Annotated in this window: 16 protein-coding genes and 1 pseudogene; 14 read left to right on the top strand and 3 right to left on the bottom strand. The window is 43.3% G+C overall.

Translation table 11 applies throughout. The features are described 5' to 3' along the window. Positions 1 to 30: 30 nt before the first annotated feature. Positions 31 to 1,104, bottom strand: coding sequence for an undecaprenyldiphospho-muramoylpentapeptide beta-N-acetylglucosaminyltransferase (gene murG, locus RMZ41_RS29755; protein ID WP_322641187.1), 1,074 nt, complete (start codon positions 1,102 to 1,104; stop codon positions 31 to 33). An 84-nt stretch (positions 1,105 to 1,188) separates the two neighbouring features. Here murG and RMZ41_RS29750 point away from each other — a divergent pair, with 84 nt between their 5' ends. From RMZ41_RS29750 to RMZ41_RS29720, 7 genes are all read left to right on the top strand, one after another. After that, positions 1,189 to 2,010, top strand: a complete 822-nt coding sequence (locus RMZ41_RS29750; RefSeq protein ID WP_322641188.1) for a nuclear transport factor 2 family protein — start codon at positions 1,189 to 1,191, stop codon at positions 2,008 to 2,010. Between the two features lie 167 nt (positions 2,011 to 2,177). Further along, entirely contained in the window at positions 2,178 to 2,951 is a 774-nt protein-coding gene (locus RMZ41_RS29745) for an SDR family oxidoreductase (RefSeq protein WP_322641189.1), read from the top strand. 149 nt (positions 2,952 to 3,100) lie between these two features. Beyond that, on the top strand, positions 3,101 to 3,259 hold the full coding sequence (locus RMZ41_RS29740; protein WP_322642997.1) for a hypothetical protein: 159 nt from the start codon (positions 3,101 to 3,103) through the stop codon (positions 3,257 to 3,259). Positions 3,260 to 3,572: 313 nt separating this feature from the next. Further along, the gene (locus RMZ41_RS29735; protein ID WP_322642996.1) at positions 3,573 to 5,327 is read left to right on the top strand and encodes a serine/threonine-protein kinase; all 1,755 of its coding nucleotides are present in this window, start codon (positions 3,573 to 3,575) and stop codon (positions 5,325 to 5,327) included. Beyond that, positions 5,327 to 6,007: a dethiobiotin synthase gene (gene bioD / locus RMZ41_RS29730; RefSeq protein WP_322642995.1), complete on the top strand. Its 681-nt coding sequence runs from the start codon at positions 5,327 to 5,329 to the stop codon at positions 6,005 to 6,007. The genes RMZ41_RS29735 and bioD overlap by 1 nt, the downstream gene beginning before the upstream one ends. A 193-nt stretch (positions 6,008 to 6,200) precedes the next feature. After that, entirely contained in the window at positions 6,201 to 7,103 is a 903-nt protein-coding gene (locus RMZ41_RS29725) for an undecaprenyl-diphosphate phosphatase (protein ID WP_322642994.1), read from the top strand. A 182-nt stretch (positions 7,104 to 7,285) separates the two neighbouring features. After that, on the top strand, positions 7,286 to 8,503 hold the full coding sequence (locus RMZ41_RS29720) for a M20 family metallopeptidase (protein WP_322642993.1): 1,218 nt from the start codon (positions 7,286 to 7,288) through the stop codon (positions 8,501 to 8,503). Positions 8,504 to 8,895: 392 nt separating this feature from the next. Here the strand turns inward: RMZ41_RS29720 and RMZ41_RS29715 are convergent, their stop codons facing one another. Continuing rightward, a complete protein-coding gene (locus tag RMZ41_RS29715; RefSeq protein WP_322642992.1) occupies positions 8,896 to 9,054 on the bottom strand; it encodes a DUF4351 domain-containing protein in 159 nt (52 codons plus the stop codon). A gap of 11 nt (positions 9,055 to 9,065) precedes the next feature. Then, positions 9,066 to 9,308: a hypothetical protein gene (locus RMZ41_RS29710; protein WP_322642991.1), complete on the bottom strand. Its 243-nt coding sequence runs from the start codon at positions 9,306 to 9,308 to the stop codon at positions 9,066 to 9,068. Positions 9,309 to 9,617: 309 nt separating this feature from the next. On the opposite strand from RMZ41_RS29710, the gene RMZ41_RS29705 reads away from it, so the two are divergent. The 7 genes and pseudogenes from RMZ41_RS29705 to RMZ41_RS29675 all read left to right on the top strand — a co-directional run bounded on the left by RMZ41_RS29705 (position 9,618) and on the right by RMZ41_RS29675 (position 19,477). Further along, entirely contained in the window at positions 9,618 to 10,991 is a 1,374-nt protein-coding gene (locus RMZ41_RS29705) for an acetyl ornithine aminotransferase family protein (protein WP_322642990.1), read from the top strand. A 60-nt stretch (positions 10,992 to 11,051) separates the two neighbouring features. After that, complete coding sequence (locus tag RMZ41_RS29700) at positions 11,052 to 11,966, top strand: DUF1338 domain-containing protein (protein WP_322642989.1); 915 nt, start codon at positions 11,052 to 11,054, stop codon at positions 11,964 to 11,966. 348 nt (positions 11,967 to 12,314) lie between these two features. Further along, the gene (locus RMZ41_RS29695) at positions 12,315 to 14,903 is read left to right on the top strand and encodes a chloride channel protein (RefSeq protein ID WP_322642988.1); all 2,589 of its coding nucleotides are present in this window, start codon (positions 12,315 to 12,317) and stop codon (positions 14,901 to 14,903) included. Between the two features lie 19 nt (positions 14,904 to 14,922). Beyond that, positions 14,923 to 15,269 (top strand): annotated as a pseudogene (locus RMZ41_RS29690) (IS630 family transposase); the annotation flags it as partial. 232 nt (positions 15,270 to 15,501) lie between these two features. Beyond that, on the top strand, positions 15,502 to 17,472 hold the full coding sequence (locus RMZ41_RS29685; protein ID WP_322642987.1) for a CHASE3 domain-containing protein: 1,971 nt from the start codon (positions 15,502 to 15,504) through the stop codon (positions 17,470 to 17,472). A 227-nt stretch (positions 17,473 to 17,699) separates the two neighbouring features. Beyond that, a complete protein-coding gene (locus tag RMZ41_RS29680; RefSeq protein ID WP_322642986.1) occupies positions 17,700 to 18,158 on the top strand; it encodes a response regulator in 459 nt (152 codons plus the stop codon). A gap of 47 nt (positions 18,159 to 18,205) precedes the next feature. After that, the gene (locus RMZ41_RS29675) at positions 18,206 to 19,477 is read left to right on the top strand and encodes a response regulator (RefSeq protein ID WP_322642985.1); all 1,272 of its coding nucleotides are present in this window, start codon (positions 18,206 to 18,208) and stop codon (positions 19,475 to 19,477) included. Positions 19,478 to 19,523: the final 46 nt, after the last annotated feature.

Genomic DNA, 19,523 nt, shown 5'->3' with positions numbered 1-19,523 from the left:
AAATAAATTTTTAAGACTCAATAATCAAGGTTATGTTTCTATCACTTCACGCACTAATTGGGCTAACTTCTCGGCACTATCGGGCACTGCGATCGCATAAGCATTTTCCCCCATCTTTGCTAACTCTTGCGGTGACTGCAACAAATTCAACACATTACTTTGCAATATTTGGGCTGTCAACTCCGATTGCTTCAGCGTTAACGCCGCACCAGCTTTGGTAAATACATCTGCATTGTAAGATTGATGGTCTTCTGCGGCAAAGGGGTAAGGAATCAAAATTGCCGGGGTTCCACATACGGCTAACTCTGTCAAGCTACCTGCGCCAGAACGACTAATGGCAAGAGTTGCTCGTTGTAACAATGCCGCCATATTGTCATAGAAAGGTAAGGTTATGTACTGTGGATGTTTAAGACTATTTGCTTCGGGATCGCGATCGCCAGTTAAGTGTACGACATAAGCACCAGCATCAAACCAAGCCTTTGCAGATTCGCGCACCAACTTATTAACCGCAACTGCACCTTGACTACCACCAAAGACAACAATTAAGGGAACACCATCAGGAATGGCTAAATCCAGGGGTGCATTAATTGCCCCATTGAGAAATTGCGCCCTGACGGGAGTACCAACGCAGACATTTTTAGCACGGGGCAAATACTTAGCAGCAACTTCAAATCCCAAGGCTACCGCACTACACCAAGGGCCAAAAAAGCGAGTTACTTTACCCGGTAAGGCGTTAGATTCGTGAAAAACCACAGGTAAACCAAGGGAACGCGCCGCAATGACGGCTGGCCCGGCAATGTAACCGCCCGTGGTAAAAACTCCTTGAAAATTTCCCTGCTTCAAAATTCGTCTAACTTCTATAATCGAAAGGGCAAGTTTGCCGAAAATGCGAATCGAGGAGAGTCCAAACCCTTGCTGAAACCCTTCAACTGCAATAGTATTCAAGGGATACTCTTTAGGGACAAGTTGAGTTTCCAGGCGATCGGGTACTCCCAGCCATTCGATTTGATAATCTGGAAGTTTTTGTGCCAGTGCGATCGCTGGAAACAAGTGTCCACCAGTCCCACTGGCAGCTATTAATAATCGTATCGGTGCGTTTGCCATCAAACCTCTACCGTTTAGCGTCTAGCTTAACTAAGATAAAACAATTTCCTGACTTTCTCTCATCAAATCAGTAAACTCTTGCCAATGACTAAAATTATTACCGCCTTCGTGAAACGTCAACTTAGATTTCCAACCAGTATTTGCCTATCGTTCCTGCTAACCCTTAGTTTAACAAGTGGCTGGCAACGCACTCAAGCAACGACACCACAGCAATTAGCCCAAGCGGGTACAGCAAATCTGCAAAATCTGTTGACACAAGTTGATGCCGCTGCCAGTCGGGGCGATGTCAAAGGGGTGTTGCAATTTTACAGCCCTTCTTTCACTCATGGAGATGGATTAAACTTCCAAACCCTGGAAAAGTCTTTGATTTCACTTTGGCAAAGATATCCTAAATTACAATACAGTACCAAACTGCTATCTTCAAAATCTGAAGGCAATGGAATTATTGCTGAAACAGAAACAAAGATAACTGGCTTACCCTCAGCTAGTGGTAATAATTCGGCTCTTAATGCCACGATTAAGTCGCGTCAGCGCATTGAAAGCGGTAAAATCGTCCGCCAAGACATTTTGGCAGAACGCACCCTAATTACCTCTGGCAGCAAGCCACCCCAAATTGATATTAAATTACCACAGCAGGTACAAGTCGGGCAGAAGTATAGTTTTGATGCGATCGTTCAAGAACCACTTGGCGATGATTTCTTGCTAGGAACAGCGCTAGAAGAACCCATCCAAGTAGATAAGTTTTTCAGCCCCACATCCGTAGATTTGCAATTATTAACATCTGGCGGAGTGTTCAAAACCGGACAAGCACCATCTACTCCTGGTAGCCAATGGGTTTCTGCTGTTATCCTACGCGGTAATGGGATGACGATGGTAACTCAGCGCCTGCAAGTGGTGAAGAAGTAGAGACAGAAGTAGAGACGCAATCAATCACGTCTGTACAAGAGTTAGGAAAGACGCGATTAATCGCGTCTGTACAAGAGTTAGGAGTTAGGAGCGACTGATGGTAAATTATGAACTATGAAACTAGTACTAATTCATAATTCATAACTATATAACTCCTAACTATCCTAATGACTTCTCTAGAAAATCAAATCATTTTGATCGCTGGTGCAAGTAGTGGTATTGGTACTGCTTGTGCGAGAATCTTCGCTGGTGCGGGTGCAAAACTGATCTTAGCGGCACGACGGTTTGAACGTTTGCAGCAGCTAGCAGATACTCTCATTAAAGAATTTGGTACTGAAATTCATTTGCTAGAGCTAGATGTGCGCGATCGCAACGCTGTGGAATCTGCTATCTCTACTCTACCGTCTGCCTGGTCTAACATCGACATTCTCATTAATAATGCTGGTTTAAGTCGTGGTTTAGACAAGTTGCACGAAGGTAGCTTTCAAGACTGGGAAGAGATGATTGATACTAACGTTAAGGGTTTACTTTACCTTTCCCGCTATGTCGTTCCGGGAATGGTGAGCCGCGATCGCGGCCACGTGGTAAATTTAGGTTCCATTGCTGGGCATCAAACCTATCCCGGTGGTAATGTCTACTGTGCAACCAAAGCTGCTGTCAGAGCAATTTCTGAAGGTTTAAAACAAGACCTCTTAGGAACGCAGGTACGTGTAACTTCCGTCGATCCTGGTATGGTAGAAACGGAATTTAGCGAGGTGCGCTTTCACGGAGATGCTGAACGCGCCAAAAAGGTCTACCAAGGAGTTACACCCCTGACAGCAGATGATGTGGCTGATGTGATATTTTTCTGCGTGACGCGATCGCCCCATGTGAATATTAATGAAGTTGTGTTGATGCCTGTTGACCAAGCTAGCGCTACCCTAGTTAATCGACGAACTTGAGGCAAGAGGCAGGGGGCAGGGGGCAGGGGGCAGGGAGCAGGGGGCAGGGGGCAGGGAGCAGGGAGCAGGGGGCAGGGAGCAGGGGGCAGGGAGAGCAAGCCTTTCTCCTCTGAGCTATGGTGTACACACAAGTCTCTTGATCTGCACGTTTGTTGTATCGACCTGCATCTTTGTTGCATCAACCTGCACGTTTGTTGTATCGACCTGCATCTTTGTTGCATCAACCTGCACGTTTGTTGTATCGACCTGCATCTTTGTTGCATCGACCTACAAAAATTAACCTATCCTACGTTACGCAGCAACTTTAAAAGACTTGTGTGTACATTCTAGTCCTTTGGGTAAAGCAAAGGGGAACATGGGTATAAAAGCCTCGTCCTAGAAGGACGCAAGACTTGGGCAGAGTACAAGCTCTATCTCAGTCTCTCCCCTGCTCCCCTGCTCCCTGCCCTCTGCCCCCTGCCCCCTGCCCCCTGCCCTCTGCCCCCTGCCCCCTGCCCCCTGCCCCCTGCCTCTTTTAATGTGTTATCAAAATTACATAAGAGACTTAAAGCGTGACTTTGCGTATACTCCTAACTGGGGGTTACTTCCTCCTTAGTTGCCAATACACTCAATCAATCGATCATGCAACCACCCATTACAGTTGGCACTGTCTTGCAAAACCGTTACCGCATAATTCAAATTCTCGGACAAGGAGGATTTGGTAGAACCTATCTGGCAGAAGACCAGAGGCGCTTTAACGAACTTTGTGCGATCAAAGAATTGATTTCAACAGCAACGGAGACTTTGGCTTTGCAGAAAGCACAAGAGCTTTTTCACCGAGAAGCTGCCATTTTGTATCAAATTGAACATCCACAAGTTCCTAAATTTCGGGAAAGATTTGAGCAAGACGAGCGCTTGTTTTTGGTGGAAGACTATGTTGCAGGTCAGACTTACCGCAATATGCTGGATGAACGGCTAGCTGTTGGTCGAACTTTCACAGAGGCTGAAATCTTGCAGCTAATACAGTCGTTATTGCCTGTTTTAGAGCATATTCACAGCCGAGGGATTATTCACCGCGATATCTCGCCAGAAAACATTATTTTGCGAGATAGTGACGCGAAACCTGTGTTAATTGACTTTGGGGTGGTAAAGGAACTAGCAACACGTTTGCGATCGCCAGAGAGCGCTATGCCAGAAACCACTGTGGGAAAATTAGGCTACTCTCCGAGTGAACAAATGCAAACGGGGGGAGCTTACCCTAGCAGTGACTTGTATGCTTTAGCGGTGAGTGCGATTGTTTTGCTGACTGGTAAAGAACCAAGGGAGTTATTTGACGAAAACCAACTAACTTGGAATTGGCAGCGATGGGTAAAAGTAAGTCCGCGATTTGCCCAAGTTTTGAATCGAATGTTGAATCATCTACCGAGCGATCGCTATCAAAGTGCTGCTAGTGTATCTCAAGCACTACAACCTTTAGAGCAAGTCAGCCTTCCTCCCCTGAATGCGTCGAACTTGCAGACAATGGCTGTTGGTCGCCGTCCTGACTCAGTACCACCAGCTTCGCCAAAGAAACAACCCGATCCTGTGATTCCACCAAGTTCTACTAGTTCAGTCTTGGATAATCCATTAGCGATCGGGGCAATTGCCACTGCTGTAGTGATCGTTGCCGGATTTGGTTCTTGGGCACTGGTAAGTTCTATCCGCAGTCAGTCAAAACCATCACCAACAGAGACACTTCCGCAAAATTTCCCTTCACCAGTTATTTCTGGTGGTACTACATTCACAGCCACACCCACACCTACTACTGAGCAACCTATTTCTAAGCGGCTCAATCTCGGAGCAAATAAAACAGTCACAGTTACAGATACTCTTAAAACGAATCAAATCATCCAATATACTTTTTTTGGGCGGCAAGGTGAAAAGTTAACTGCGTTTATTGACCCAGGAACCAACGTATTGCTAAAAGTTTTAAGTCCTAATGAACCAGTCAATAATAATACCCAACCAGTAACAGCTTATGAAGGAATATTGCTGGTTACTGGTAGGTATACTATTGAATTAACACTGGTTTCAGGAGTTGCCGAAAGCAATTACAACCTGAATGTTTCATTAGAAAAACCAGTCATACCAACTCCGACAGCAACACCGACTCCGATTCCTACAGAGACACCGTTCCCAATTCCTACAGAAACACCGATTCCAATTCCTACACAGACACCGATTCCAATTCCCACAGAAACACCGATTCCAATTCCCACACAGACACCGATTCCAATTCCTACAGAGACACCGTTACCAATTCCCACACAGACACCGATTCCAACTCCGACCATTGGTGAAACACCAACCTTGCCGCCGACTGATGGAACACAACCATTTTCTGGCCAAAGAAATTAATGTTAAATACACTACTAGTTACTGGAACTGATACCGAAGCTGGCAAAACTGTTTTAACAACAGCGTTAGCAGCCTATTGGCAAAAATATTACCCACACCGTAGTTGGGGAATCATGAAACCGATTCAATCAGGAATTGGCGATCGCGAATGGTATCAAAAGCTATTTACGCTAGAACAATCCTCAGAGGAAATTACACCGTTATACTTTGAAGCACCTTTAGCGCCTCCCATCGCCGCCGCCCGAGAAAATCGCCAAGTTGATTTAGGAGTGGTTTGGCAAGCTTTGTCCAAGTTGCGATCGCATCGTGATTTTGTGCTTGTAGAAGCTTTAGGAGGGTTAGGTTCGCCTGTAACTGAGGAGTTAACGGTGGCTGATTTAGCAGGGGAATGGCGTTTACCAACAGTATTAGTAGTGCCAGTTAGATTAGGTGCGATCGCTCAAGCAGTGGCCAATGTCGCATTAGCTACGCGATCGCGCATCAATCTCAAAGGCATTATTTTGAACTGTGTACAACCCCGAACTGATGCAGAAATAGCCGATTGGACACCACAGCAATTGATTCAATCGCTTACTAACACGCCAGTTTTAGGCTGCTTGCCCTATCTAGATAACCTGACTGATTTAGATAAACTTGCTCAAGTAGCATCAGATTTAGATTGGGAAACATTGATGCTTTGAATTGGGAATTGGGCATTGGAAATTGGGGATAGTTATTCTCCTTGTCCCCCTGCCCCCTGCCCCCCGCCCCCTGCCCCATTCCCCAATCCCTTACTATAGATGTCATCCAAGTGCCATGTCTTAGTCACAGAAGCGTCACTAACATAAGTTACTTTGTCGGTGTTTGATTAAAAGTAAATTATTTACGCCTGATATGATGCTTTCTTTTGTGGTGGCGAGTGCAGTCTGTGGCAATGGTAGTGAAGTGAATCTAGACTTTGCTAACCTTAGCTGGATTGACGTAATTATTTTAGGCATCGTTCAGGGAATTACAGAACTACTACCAATTAGCAGTACTGCTCATTTGCGGATAGTGCCAACTCTACTGGGACTGAAAGATCCGGGATCTGCTTTTTCAGCAGCAATGCAGTTAGCTAGCTTGAGTGCTGTTTTAGTCTATTTTTGGCAAGACTTAAAAAAATTAACCGGAGAGACGGTTAGAGCAATTAGCGGACAAGACTATCAATCTAGTTCTTTGCAACTGATGTTGGGCTTATTAATTGGAACCTTGCCCATTGCTGTGGCTGGCGTGCTACTCAAACCAATTCTGAACGCTTGTAACTCACCAATGCGAGGGTTAGTAGTTATCGGTGCGGCTTCAATTATTATGTCAGCATTGCTAGCGATCGCTGAAAAACGTGGAGGACGCGATCGCACTTTCAACAACCTCACCCTCTGGGATGGCATTTGGGTAGGAGTTGCTCAAGCTTTTGCTTTGATACCTGGCGTTTCTCGCTCTGGTTCCACCCTCACTGCTGGGTTATTTTTGGGTATGGAACGGGAGACATCTGCCCGATTTTCTTTTTTATTGGGTTTACCAGCCGTGATTTTAGCCGGTGCTGTGGAACTCCATACTCTTACAAAAGCAGGACTGAGTACAGTCGGTTGGTTAACTTTGTTGGTAGGCTTAATCTCCGCTAGCATTTCCGCTTTTGCCGCAATTTGGGGACTCCTTCGCTACCTGGAAAAACGCAGTACCTGGATTTTTGTTTTCTACCGTTTGGCGATGGGTGTATTTTTAATAGTTGCTGTCATGGCTGGTTGGTTGCAGAATTAATTTTCACAAAATTGGCGGTAATCCGATCTTTTCAAGGTGTATCTGGATAGCCGCTCGCCGCAGGTATCGCTTTTTGGAAAAAACTTTTTGGTTTACTGGTGAAGAAGATTCCTGATGATGATTCTTCGCCATTCCCTACGATAAACTAAGTTAGCTGTACTTAAAACTAGCTTGTCTTCATAATGGTTTCTACCTTTCCCAATCCCTCTTCTATCGATCTATCTCGCATCCGGTTGGCAATTCGCTCATTGCAACCACAATTGGTAGAGTGGCGGCGGCGATTGCATCAACAACCAGAGTTGGGTTTTCAAGAAAAACTGACTGCTGAGTTTATATCACAAAAGCTGCAAGAGTGGGGAATTGAGCATCAAACTGGCATTGCTCACACTGGTATTGTTGCCATGATTACAGGTAACAAACAAGGTGCAGAGAAAGTTTTAGGGATTCGGGCAGATATGGATGCTTTGCCAATCCAAGAACTTAACGAAGTACCCTACAAATCGCAGCATGATGGAGTGATGCACGCTTGTGGACACGATGGACATACTGCGATCGCATTAGGTACAGCTTACTATCTCCAGCAGCATCGCCAAGACTTCTCCGGTACTGTGAAAGTTATTTTTCAGCCAGCAGAAGAATCACCCGGTGGTGCAAAGCCGATGATTGAAGCTGGGGTACTGAAAAATCCTGATGTTGACGCAATTATCGGTTTGCACTTGTGGAATAACTTACCCTTGGGAACAGTGGGTGTGCGGGCTGGGGCGTTGATGGCTGCTGTAGAGTCCTTTAACTGCACAATTTTGGGCAAAGGTGGACATGGCGCACTACCCCATCAAACTGTAGATTCTGTGGTAGTTGCTGCCCAAATTGTAAATGCTTTGCAAACCATTGTCGCTCGAAATGTCAATCCCATTGATTCGGCAGTGGTGACAGTGGGTGAACTTCATGCTGGAACTAGGGGAAATGTGATTGCTGATACAGCAAGAATGAGTGCCACTGTCAGGTATTTTAATCCTAGTTTGAAGGGCTTTTTCAACCAGCGTGTTGAGCAGATTATTGCTGGAATTTGTCAAAGTCATGGTGCGAGTTATGACTTAGAATACTGGGCACTTTATCCACCAGTAATTAATGATATTAAGATAGCAGAATTGGTGCGAACTGTAGCAGAAGAAGTGGTAGAAACGCCGTTAGGAATTGTGCCAGAATGCCAAACTATGGCTGCTGAGGATATGTCATTTTTCTTGCAAGAGGTTCCTGGTTGCTATTTCTTTTTAGGTTCTGCGAATCCAGAGAAAGATTTGGCGTATCCTCATCATCATCCCCGGTTTGATTTTGACGAAACGGCCTTGGGAATGGGTGTGGAAATATTCGTTAGATGCGTAGAGAAGTTTTTTAGTTGAGTGGGTGTAAATTAGCTATTTTTAATTTATTTAATACAATTCAGATAAGACCAAAACACTTGTATAGACGGCGATTTATCGCGTCTTTAAAAACCAATTATCTACACCAATAACTCTTAATTGAACCGTACTTGAATTTTTATTAAAAAAATACCATTTCAATTGATGATTGCAACACATCCTTGGCAAAAGACGCGATTCATCGCGTCTCTACAAATGGTCTATTTGTTGCATTCTTTTTTCACAATTAGTATAACTATATAAAAAGCCGGAGTTTTTACCTCTGGTTTTATCACTTTATAGTTTGTCGACACCTAAAATTAATTATTTTCCTGCTTATCTAACCAAATAAATAAATCATCTAGAGATGAAATTCTCAAAAGCATCCTTCCTCATGCTTCTAGCTTTTCCTTGTTTAAAACTTGAACTCTCTCAATAATTGACGAATCTATTTCACCAAAACGTTCATTAAGTAAAGATATACAGAATCTAACCGCTTCTTTTTGTTCGCCCTTCTGCAAAATATCCTGATAAATGACTGACTCCTGCATAAGATCCTCGCTCAATAACTGACAAATAAAATCCTTTTCAAATGTTTGCGGGATTCATCAGCAAAACCTGATTTTAAGCGATCGCGGTCTTCGTTACTTAACTGATTGAGCAAATTGGAATCCAATGTTTTAATCACAACATTCTTGCCATCCCGATCCTCAGCAAGATAAGTAATCGCAAAGTTCCCCTGTCCTAACTGTTGCTTAATTTCATACCGATCGCGGTGTAACTTTTGTCCAGATGCCCAAGTCATTCGTTAATTATCTCAGAAAGTTATATTAATTTTTGCATACAGCAATTCTCCTGTGGATGTAATACAGGTTCTCTCAACAAATGTTCTGTAGCTTGTACAGCTGTTATGCTTGCTTCAGAAAATGTAATATGACGCGATCGCAGAAGTTGTGTTATAAACACGGGCAAAGTCTTACAAAATACGAAAATCTTTACTATAAAGCTTTTTCGTTAAATGCGTAACTCCTATATCAATGGCATCAAATGCTACTGTAACCAATCAAACTTTAGCGTTTAATCATCAGTAATCTTTAAAAAAATAGAAAAAATAATGTTAAGTATCCCTATTAACCTAAATTTACCTCGTACACCCCGATTAATAACTTCCTTACCCGGCCCTCGCGCTCAAGCAATTGTACAACGCGATCGCGCCGTCACTTCCCCTTCTTACACCCGCGATTACCCGTTAGTAGTATCTCGCGGTCAGGGTTGTATGGTAGAAGATGTGGATGGCAATGTATTTCTGGATATGACCGCAGGTATAGCCGTTACCGCCACCGGACACGCCCACCCGGAAGTTGTCAAAGCAATTCAAGAACAATCCGAACGTCTGCTGCACATGTCAGGGACGGATTTTTATTATGAACCGATGGTGGAATTAGCGGAACAATTAGCGATTCGCGCCCCTTTTCCTCAACTACACAGTAACAGTGCATTCCCCGCAAAAGTATTTTTTACCAATTCCGGGGCAGAGTCAAACGAAGGAGCGCTTAAACTAGCTCGATATTACACCAAGCGATCGCTAATTGTAGCCTTCTTAGGCGCATTTCACGGACGCACCTATGGGGCAATGTCTCTGACGGGTTCCAAAGCAGTGCAACGAGCGAATTTTGGTCCTTTAGTTCCTGGGGTGACACATATTCCCTACGGCACTCACGCCAGCTTAGATTACCTGGAACAACAGCTATTTGGGACAATTTTACCACCGCAAGAAGTAGCCGCGATCGTAGTTGAACCGATTCAGGGAGAGGGTGGGTATATCGTACCAGAGGATGGTTTCTTAAAACGGATTCGGGATATTTGCGATCGCCACGGTATTCTGATGGTAGTGGATGAAGTGCAAGCGGGAATGGGGCGGACTGGTCGCTTATTTGCGATCGAGCATTGGGGAGTGATGCCTGATATTATTACTACTGCTAAAGGTATCGCCAGTGGTTTGCCATTAGGAGCGATACTTGCCAGACCAGAGTTAATGACTTGGCCTCCAGGTTCTCACGCTACCACATTTGGCGGTAATCCCGTTGCTTGTGCTGCTGGTATTGCCACATTGCGATTGTTAGAAAGTGGTGAGACAGCGCTGCGGGAGGGTTTCCCTCCACAGGCGACTGCGAACCCGAAGGGTTTGATGGCAAACGCTACCCAGATGGGAGAATTTTTACAAGCTAGCCTTACCGAATTGCACCAAAGATTTCCCAAAGTATCACCGCCACGAGGTAAAGGTTTGATGGTTGCGGTAGATTTATTAGATGAACAAGGTAATCTAGATCGTGAATTGCGCGATCGCATTATCCAAGAAGCATTTTTACGCGGTTTATTATTACTAGGTTGCGGTAAAGCAGCAATTCGTTTCTGTCCTCCTCTAGTTATAGACAGCGACCAAATTCAAATCGCCCTTCAAATTATTAGCGAGATTTTAAGTTCTTAGGGGAGTAGGGAATAACAAATGACAAATGACAAATGACAAATGACAAATGACCAATGACAAATGACTAATAAAATCGTCCTTAATTTATGGAATTTACTTTGGCAAAATTACATTACCAGAGTAAATCATGCCCGTACCTACCAGCAAATGATTACTGCTGCGGGTGGGACTGTCGCCAACGACCACATCGCCTTTCGGTCTTTACGTTTATTAGTAGATAGTCCGCAGGGTCAAGTTAACTTAGGAATTGACTATCTCGCACAACTTGCAGAAGCTTTAGGTTATGTGGCGGCTGGAGAGTATAATTTTGCTCAAACTCATCTCTATGCCCGTCATTATCATCATCCGCAACAAGAGGAATTTAACTTACCCAAACTCTTTATCAGCGAATTAATTGTTGATGAATTGCCTGCTAATATTGCTCAACTCATCTCTAAAACAGTATCTACAATCCCAAACCAATTGATCTCACCCGTTACTCTTTTACAAAAAGACGCGAAGATTGAAACCATTGCTAAACAACTCCAGCCAGTCTTCACCCGTCCTTGGCAACCTCCCAAGCGTTCTGTTGTCGAAGAAGTCAATCAGGTTACTCAGTATGGGGCTTGGGTGTTACTGCACGGATATGCTGTCAACCACTTTACAGGCTACATCAACAGACAGAACACCCCAGAATATCCAGATATTGATACTACTGCTAGTGGTTTGGCTAAACTGGGTGTACCGATGAAAGCAGAGATAGAGGGAAATGTTGCTTGTGGTTTGCGGCAAACTGCAACTCAAGCAGTAACGGAAATGGTGACAGTATTAGATGATAACACTGGCGCAGAAATTCAGATCCCTTGGACTTACGCCTATTATGAAATTGCCCAACGCTATCTAGTAGAAGTGGAATCTGGAAAACAAGTACTTTTCGATGCTTTTCTAGGAAGCAATGCCCAGCAATTGTTTGAAATGACTCGTTTATCTAAATAGCCCAGATTAACCCAGATTTCTCACCACATCTCTCAAAGCCCGCGCTTGTGCAGGGGAGCAGGGGTGCAGGGAAGAGTTCAAATACCAAGTTCTTTCCCCTCTGCCCCTCTGCCCTTCTGCCCTCGATCTTGTGAGAAATCCGGGATTAAGAGGGAATAGGGAACGGGAAACTCTTAACAAGGGAATCCCCATAATTAAAAACTGTACTAATACTGCACATATCTATCTTTAGGCATAGAAAAATTTCATTCTGATTTCATTTTTTTACGAAAAGCTATGAATAGGGTGAACAGTAAGACATTTCAGACATTTATATACCTTCATTGGTGACAAGCGATCGCTAAAAATATGTTAGTCAAGGGTAAAATTTTTTGGTTGAGGCTTTCCCGTCAGTTGGTTCAACCGAGGCGCTTGGCTTTCGTGGAAGCTTGCCTAATTGGTCTAGTTTCTGGGTTAGCGGCAGTTCTTTTAGGACAGGCAGTGGATTGGGCAGGTGCATTGCGAGTGCGTGTTTCTTACCTTTTGCCTGCCTACTTGGTGCTACCAGGTATTGGACTAGTAGGAGGACTTTTAGCTGGTTGGCTAGTAGAGCGCTTCGCACCGGAAGCATCAGGTAGTGGAATGTCTGAAGTCAAAGCGGTATTGGCTCGCGTGCCAATGCCCTTAAATCTGCGGATTGCTTTGGTGAAGTTGATCAGCGCTACTTTAGTGTTGGGTTCGGGAATGCCTTTAGGACGGGAAGGGCCAACTGTCCAAATTGGGGCAGCTTTGGCAAATCAACTGAGTAATTGGGCACCGACTTCACCAGAGCATCGTCGCCAACTGATCGCCGCCGGAGCCGGGGCTGGGTTGGCTGCGGCTTTTAATGCACCGATCGCAGGTGTGCTTTTTGTAGTGGAAGAATTACTCCAAGATGTGTCAGGTATCACTCTTGGTACTGCGATTTTGGCTTCTTTCATCGCTTCAGTCATTTCCCGGCTCTATGGTAGTCATAGCCTGGATCTGAATCATCTGAATCTAGGTCTTCCCGATACAACTTTCTTCGCTCAAGAAATCCCTTTCTACTTAATTTTGGGAGTTCTAGCGGGACTTCTAGGCATTCTATTTAATAAAGGTATTCTTGAGAGTCTAGCAATTAACCGCCGCCTACACGTGAGTTTACCCTGGCGAATTGGAATTGCTGGGTTAGTAAGTGGTGTGGCGATCGCTTTATTACCTGCTACCTTTCGCGATCATGCTGGGCTGAGAGAAATTCTGCTTGTGGGTAGTGCTAATTGGTCATTTGCAGCGATCGCTCTTTTAGTTCAGTTTACCCTAATTATTTTTACTTACGGCTCTGGAGCGCCAGCAGGTTTACTAGTTCCAACCTTAGCGTTGGGAGCTGCCCTTGGTTACTTAGTGGGTGCTGTTGAACACAGTTTACTGGGAATGAGTGCTGCAACAGTCTACGCTCATGTGGGTATGGCTGCCTTTTTTAGCGCCGTCTCTAAAGTACCAATTACAGCAGTCGTCATTGTATTTGAGATGACAACAGATTTCAATCTGGTGCTACCGCTCATGATTGCGTCTGTGGTTGCCTATTTAGTAGCGGAAAAAATCGATCGGCGATCGCTCTACGACCTTTTACTAGAGTGGAAAGGAATTCACATCACCAAGGAGCCTAGCACAGAGGGACTTCTAGCACAACTCAGTGCCGTAGATGTGATGCAACGGCGTGTGGAAACTCTCTCTAGCCAAATGAGTACTGATGAAGCAGTACAGGCATTTTCTCACTCTCACCATCGCAACTTCCCAGTTTTAGAAAATGGTAAAGTTGTTGGCATTGTCACTCAAAAAGATTTAGTTAATATTGCTTCAGAACAGTTAGGCAAAGATACAACTATTAGCGAGATTATGACACCAGAGCCAGTGACAGTAACTCCCACAGCTACACTGGCTCATGTACTGCATATACTTAATCGTTATCATCTCAGCTGTTTACCTGTTACAGAAAATCGCAAGCTCATAGGAATTATTACTCGTAGTGATATTATCCGTGTAGAAGCAGAGCAACTTAGTGGTAATAGCGAACAAATAGAACGTAAATCAGCACCTTCTTATGTAGTTTACCAAACTCGCGCTCCGGCTACAGGTAAAGGAAGGTTGTTAGTACCACTTTCACATCCTCAGACAGCCGAGACTTTATTGGAAATGGCAGTTGCGATCGCCAAAGATCGCAATTACGAAATAGAATGCCTACAAGTGATTACCGTTCCGTCTAGCCGCATCCCATCAGAAACACCAGTGCAAATCAGCAAAAGTCTTCAACTTTTGCAACGGGCAATACTTTTAGGAGAGAATTTGCGGATTCCCGTTCACACCCAGATCCGAGTTGCCCATAATGTTGCTGGAGCAATTTTGGAGACTGTCAAAGAACGACATATTGACTTGGTGTTGATGGGATGGAAAGGCAGTACATCAACTCCTGGTAGAGTTTTTAGCCGAGTGGTGGATACCATAATTCGACAGGCTCCTTGTGATGTTATCTTGGCTAAATTGGATGATAAAAGATCCTTTGACCGTTGGTTGTTGCCAATGGCAGGTGGCCCTAACTCCAGCCAAGCAATTAAGTTATTACCTGCTTTGGCTTCTTTAAGTACATCGCCCCAAATCAAGCTATGTCAAGTTTTCCAGCCGACTAACTCGATTCCTGATACAACATTACTCGATAAATCTGTCCACTTTCTGCAACGCCGAGTTAGTGGTAAAGTGATGGCTACTCCAGTTCGTGCCAATTCTGTTTCTGAAGCTGTTCTTAATTGTGCAAAACTTGACAACAGTGATGTGATTGTCTTAGGGGCTAGCCGTGAAAGTCTACTGCAACAAGCGATTCAAGGAAATATTGCCGAGAATATTTCTCGCAAGAGTAATTGCACAGTGATTATGGTCAAAACTTAATTACATAGGTGCAACCTTAGCCGTAGCGCAAATCATCGCATTGTGTTGTTCCGAACCCCTAGCAGGACAAGCACATTGGAGTTTAAGACTGTTAACCAAAGAAATTCACAAAAGAAACATTATCACAGAAATTTCTAGAGAGACAGTGCGAAACCTCTTAAAAAAAACGAATTACGACCGTGGAAAACACAAAGATTTTGTATCCCAGAGCGGGACTTAGCTCGTTTTGTCTGCTAAATGGAAGTAGTTTTGGATATTTACAGTCAAGAGCATAGTGAGTCGGAACCGCTTATATGTATGGATGAAGCGGCTATACAGTTAACGGGACATGTCTTCTTGCCGATTCGAGCCGAACCTGGTCATGATGCAACACTTTTCGGTTAAAGGGGAAAGGTAAAAGGGAAAAGGTTTAAATGCACCCTTTGCCCCTTACCCTTTACCCTTTTCCCAAACCGCCAAAGTGGTGTTTGGCACTTATCCGAAAAGTATTGGGTATTGGGTCATGATGAAAAAGAAGATTATCACTACATTCCCTATTACCTATTATTTACCCCTTCGGAGTAGGTAAATTTAAATGCAGAACAACTAGCATCATAGTATGCGACTCCAAAGTGCTAGAACTATATTTCAACGTCAGCTGACTAGAGCGATCGCTCTACCCAGCCTTTTTTTGTTGCTGTTTTCTGGGATTTCGCAGTGGCAGGTTAGCCGTTTGTTTTCAGCACTGCAATGGGTAGACCATACACACCAGGTAATTGGTCAGGCATACCAAACCCAGACACTCCTAGAAGACTTGGAAACAGGATTACGTGGCTATATGCTCACAGGTGAGCAACAATTCCTAGAGCCTTATTTAAAAGCTAAACCGACTATTGATCCCACTTTTCAAGAATTAAGTAATTTAGTATCGGATAATCCCAGTCAAGAGCGAAGTATCCATCAACTGATTAGCGAATATGATAATTGGAAACTTTTAATATCTTTGCCACTGAAACGTTATCAGCTAGGCGACGAGGTATCTTTGTTGAACCTCAAGGCTCGTAAACAGCGAATAGACGCTATCCGCCGTCACATTAATGATTTTATTGCCACAGAAGAACAGCTACTAGCCCAGCGCAATGAAACGGTACGTGAGACAACAATACAGCTAAGTGTAAGCAGTATTATTTTGGCACTGGGAATTGGCATTATTCTAACTTCATCTATTAAACAACAAATCTTCAAGGTGTCAAGAAGTTATGAAGATGCTTTGAAAACGGCAATTGAGCAAACTCAAATTGTGCAATACTCTGCTCAACGCCTTGCTGATTTGCATGAAATTGATCGGGCGATTTTATCAACTACACCTAGTAATCAAATTATACAAATTGCTTTAAAACGGTTGCGTCAACTCGTAAATTGCCAACAAGCATTTTTGGTGTTATTCGATTTAGAAACCAAAACAACTCAGGTGATTGAAAGTGGCAGTGATGGCGTATTCCAGTCTGCTGAAGGTATAGCCCTGCCCATGGAAGACTTTGCTGCTATTGAAGTTTTACAGCAGCGACAAATTCGTTTGATTCAAGACATTGCTCAATTAGAGCAACGATCGCCAATTCTAGAACAAATGCTAGCGGCAGGGTTGCATAGTTGCTTAACTATTCCGATGCAGATTCAGGGAGCTTTGATAGGTGAACTTTATCTTGTCAGTACTGACGTTAAGGCTTTTAGTAGCGAAAATCGGCAGACGGCTTGTGAAGTCACAGAACAGTTAGCGATCGCCATTCAACAATCTCAACTCCGTCAACAACTGCAAACTTATGCCGAAGAACTAGAGCATCGTGTTTTAGAACGCACTGGCCAACTACAAGAAAGTAATCAAGACTTGGAAGCTTTTAGTTACTCCATTTCTCATGACTTGCGCGCACCTTTACGCACTATACAAGGCTTTGCTCAGGCATTACAAGAAGACTACGGCAGTCAACTAGATTCTTTTGGAGAAAGCTACCTCAACTATATTAATGAAGGTGCCATGCAAATGGACGGCTTAATTACTGATTTGCTGTCTTACAGCCGTCTGAGTCGAAGCGAAATTGAAATTCAACCCGTTGACTTAGTTGTTGTAGTTAACGAAGCACTCAAAAAATTACAAGAACAAATCCAGGAAAGACAAGCTCAAATTACAGTTGACATTCCTTTAGTGCAGGTAATGGCTCACTATCCTACACTGATCCAAGCGCTCATAAATTTGATTAGCAACGCCATCAAGTTTGTCCAACCAGGCGTATTACCTTTAATACATATTTACTCCCAAGAGTATATTCAAGAAGATAAAAGTTGGATCAAATTGTGGGTAGTTGACAATGGTATCGGCATTGCGCCAGAACATCAGGAACGTATTTTCCAAGTATTTGAACGACTTCATGGTATAGAAATTTATCCAGGGACAGGTATTGGGTTAGCTATTATACGTAAAGCCTTAGAAAAAATGGGTGGTTTTTCTGGTGTAGAATCGCAGCTAGGTCAAGGCAGTCGCTTCTTTTTTAGTTTGCCAAAAGTTGTTTTGAAGAACAATTACATTAGTTCTTAATACTTGCGACAGAAGACAAAAAATTCAGGATTGCTTAGGTTTATTACAGGGTAAATCTCAGTGTTTTTGGGCATTGAGACATATTTTAAGTGAATTTTAAAGCAAAGTTAGACAACACGATTTTATGTCAAAGAGCTAACACTGATAAGCAGTCAGGTAGATGTAAAATCTCAATTATTTAGGAGAAATTGCTGAGATATGAAAATGCTATTAACTACAGGCATGAAATGAATTCTTTACAGGCACAGGACACAATTTTATTAGTAGAGGATAATCCAAAAGATATTCTTTTGATCCAAAGAGCTTTCCGCAAAGCTGGCATTATTAACCCACTTCAAGTAGTGAACGATGGAGATGCGGCTGTGCTTTACTTATCTGGAAAGGAACCTTATAGCGAACGTAGCCATTATCCTTTACCAGTACTGGTATTACTCGATCTCAAACTTCCGCGCCGCTCTGGGGCTGAGGTTTTGATGTGGTTACGGCAGCAACCTATACTTAAACGGATGCCAGTCGTGGTTCTGACTTCTTCACGGGAATATGCCGACGTTAATCACCTTTATGACTTAGGTGTTAACGCTTATATGGTCAAACCTGTTGCTTTTAATAATTTAGTCGAAATTATCGATATTCTTAACCGACATTGGATAGTTTTTAATGAGAAACCACAAATTGGAACTGCATAAATTATTCTTGTTAGCTTACATATTATCTTTAAAAACCTGAAGTTGAAATGGTATTACACATTCTTCTGATAGACGATAATCCTCACGATCGCTTGTTAGCAATTCACGCATTGCAACAAGAGTTTGCCGATCTTAAAATTACGCAAATTATTCGTCCAGAAGAACTAGAAGAGGCGTTATCAATCGGAAATTTTGATGTAGTAATTACTGACTATCAACTGCGATGGAGTGATGGTATAACTGTTGTGCAAAAATTTAAAAGCCGTTATCCCGAACTGCCGATAGTGATGTTTACGAATAGCGGTTCAGAAGAAATTGCAGTAAAGGCGATGAAGTCAGGATTAGACGATTACGTGGTTAAGTCTGCGCGTCATTATATGCGCTTACCTATAGCGGTACGTTTTGCAGTAGAACGGGCTGCAACTAAACGTAAAGTTCAAGGTCTAGAATTGCGCTTTCAAACCCTGCTCGATCAACTAAATGTAGGAGTTTATCGGCTGACAGTAGATGATGTTTTATTAGAAAGTAATGCTGCATTTCTGCATCTGCTGGGTATAAATTCCTTAAATAAAATTCCAGAAAGCCACACCCTTGCGCCTTACTTTCAGCCAGAAGATTATGCCACACTCTTGCAAGAACTCAAGCAAACTGGCGATTCACCCGAACGCGAAGTACTTTTACAGCGAGCGGATGGCAATGAAATTTGGGTGCGAATTAGTCAGACTTCGATCGCAAACAATGAGATTACGGTAATTGATGGCATCATTGAGGACATTACGGCACGTAAGCAGACAGAGCAAGAACGAGAACAATTGCTGCAACTAGAACAAGCTGCACGGGCAGAAGCAGAAGCAACTAACCGAATTAAAGATGAATTTCTTAGCGTCTTATCTCATGAATTGCGATCGCCACTTAATCCTATACTCGGTTGGTGTAAGCTACTTACTAACAACCAATTAAAAGAGTCTAAAAAAACTGAAGCTATAGCCATTATTGAGCGCAATGCAAAATTGTTGGCTCAAATGATAGAAGACCTTTTAAATATTTCTCAAATTCTGCAAGGTAAACTCACCCTAAATATTTACTCTGTAGATTTAGTATCTATAATTTCGCTAGTGCTAGAGAGTGTTCAGTTAGCAGCCCAAGCTAAAAATATTCAACTGCACAGTGTTTTAACACCGAACGCATGTTTTGTTTTGGGAGATCCCACTCGTTTACAGCAAGTATTTTGGAATTTGCTGTTTAATGCTATTAAGTTTACACCTGCTGGCGGTACTGTAGAAATTCGCTTATACCAATTCTTTATGAAGCTGCGCTAAATAAGGCTTCAAGGATAAAGTCGTAAGAAGTAAGAGAAGCAATCAT

The sequence above is a fragment of the Nostoc sp. DedVER02 genome (assembly GCF_034530675.2).
Lineage (GTDB): Bacteria > Cyanobacteriota > Cyanobacteriia > Cyanobacteriales > Nostocaceae > Nostoc.
The sequence above is the reverse complement of the archived record's forward strand: the minus strand, read 5'-3'. Positions and strand labels throughout refer to the sequence as shown.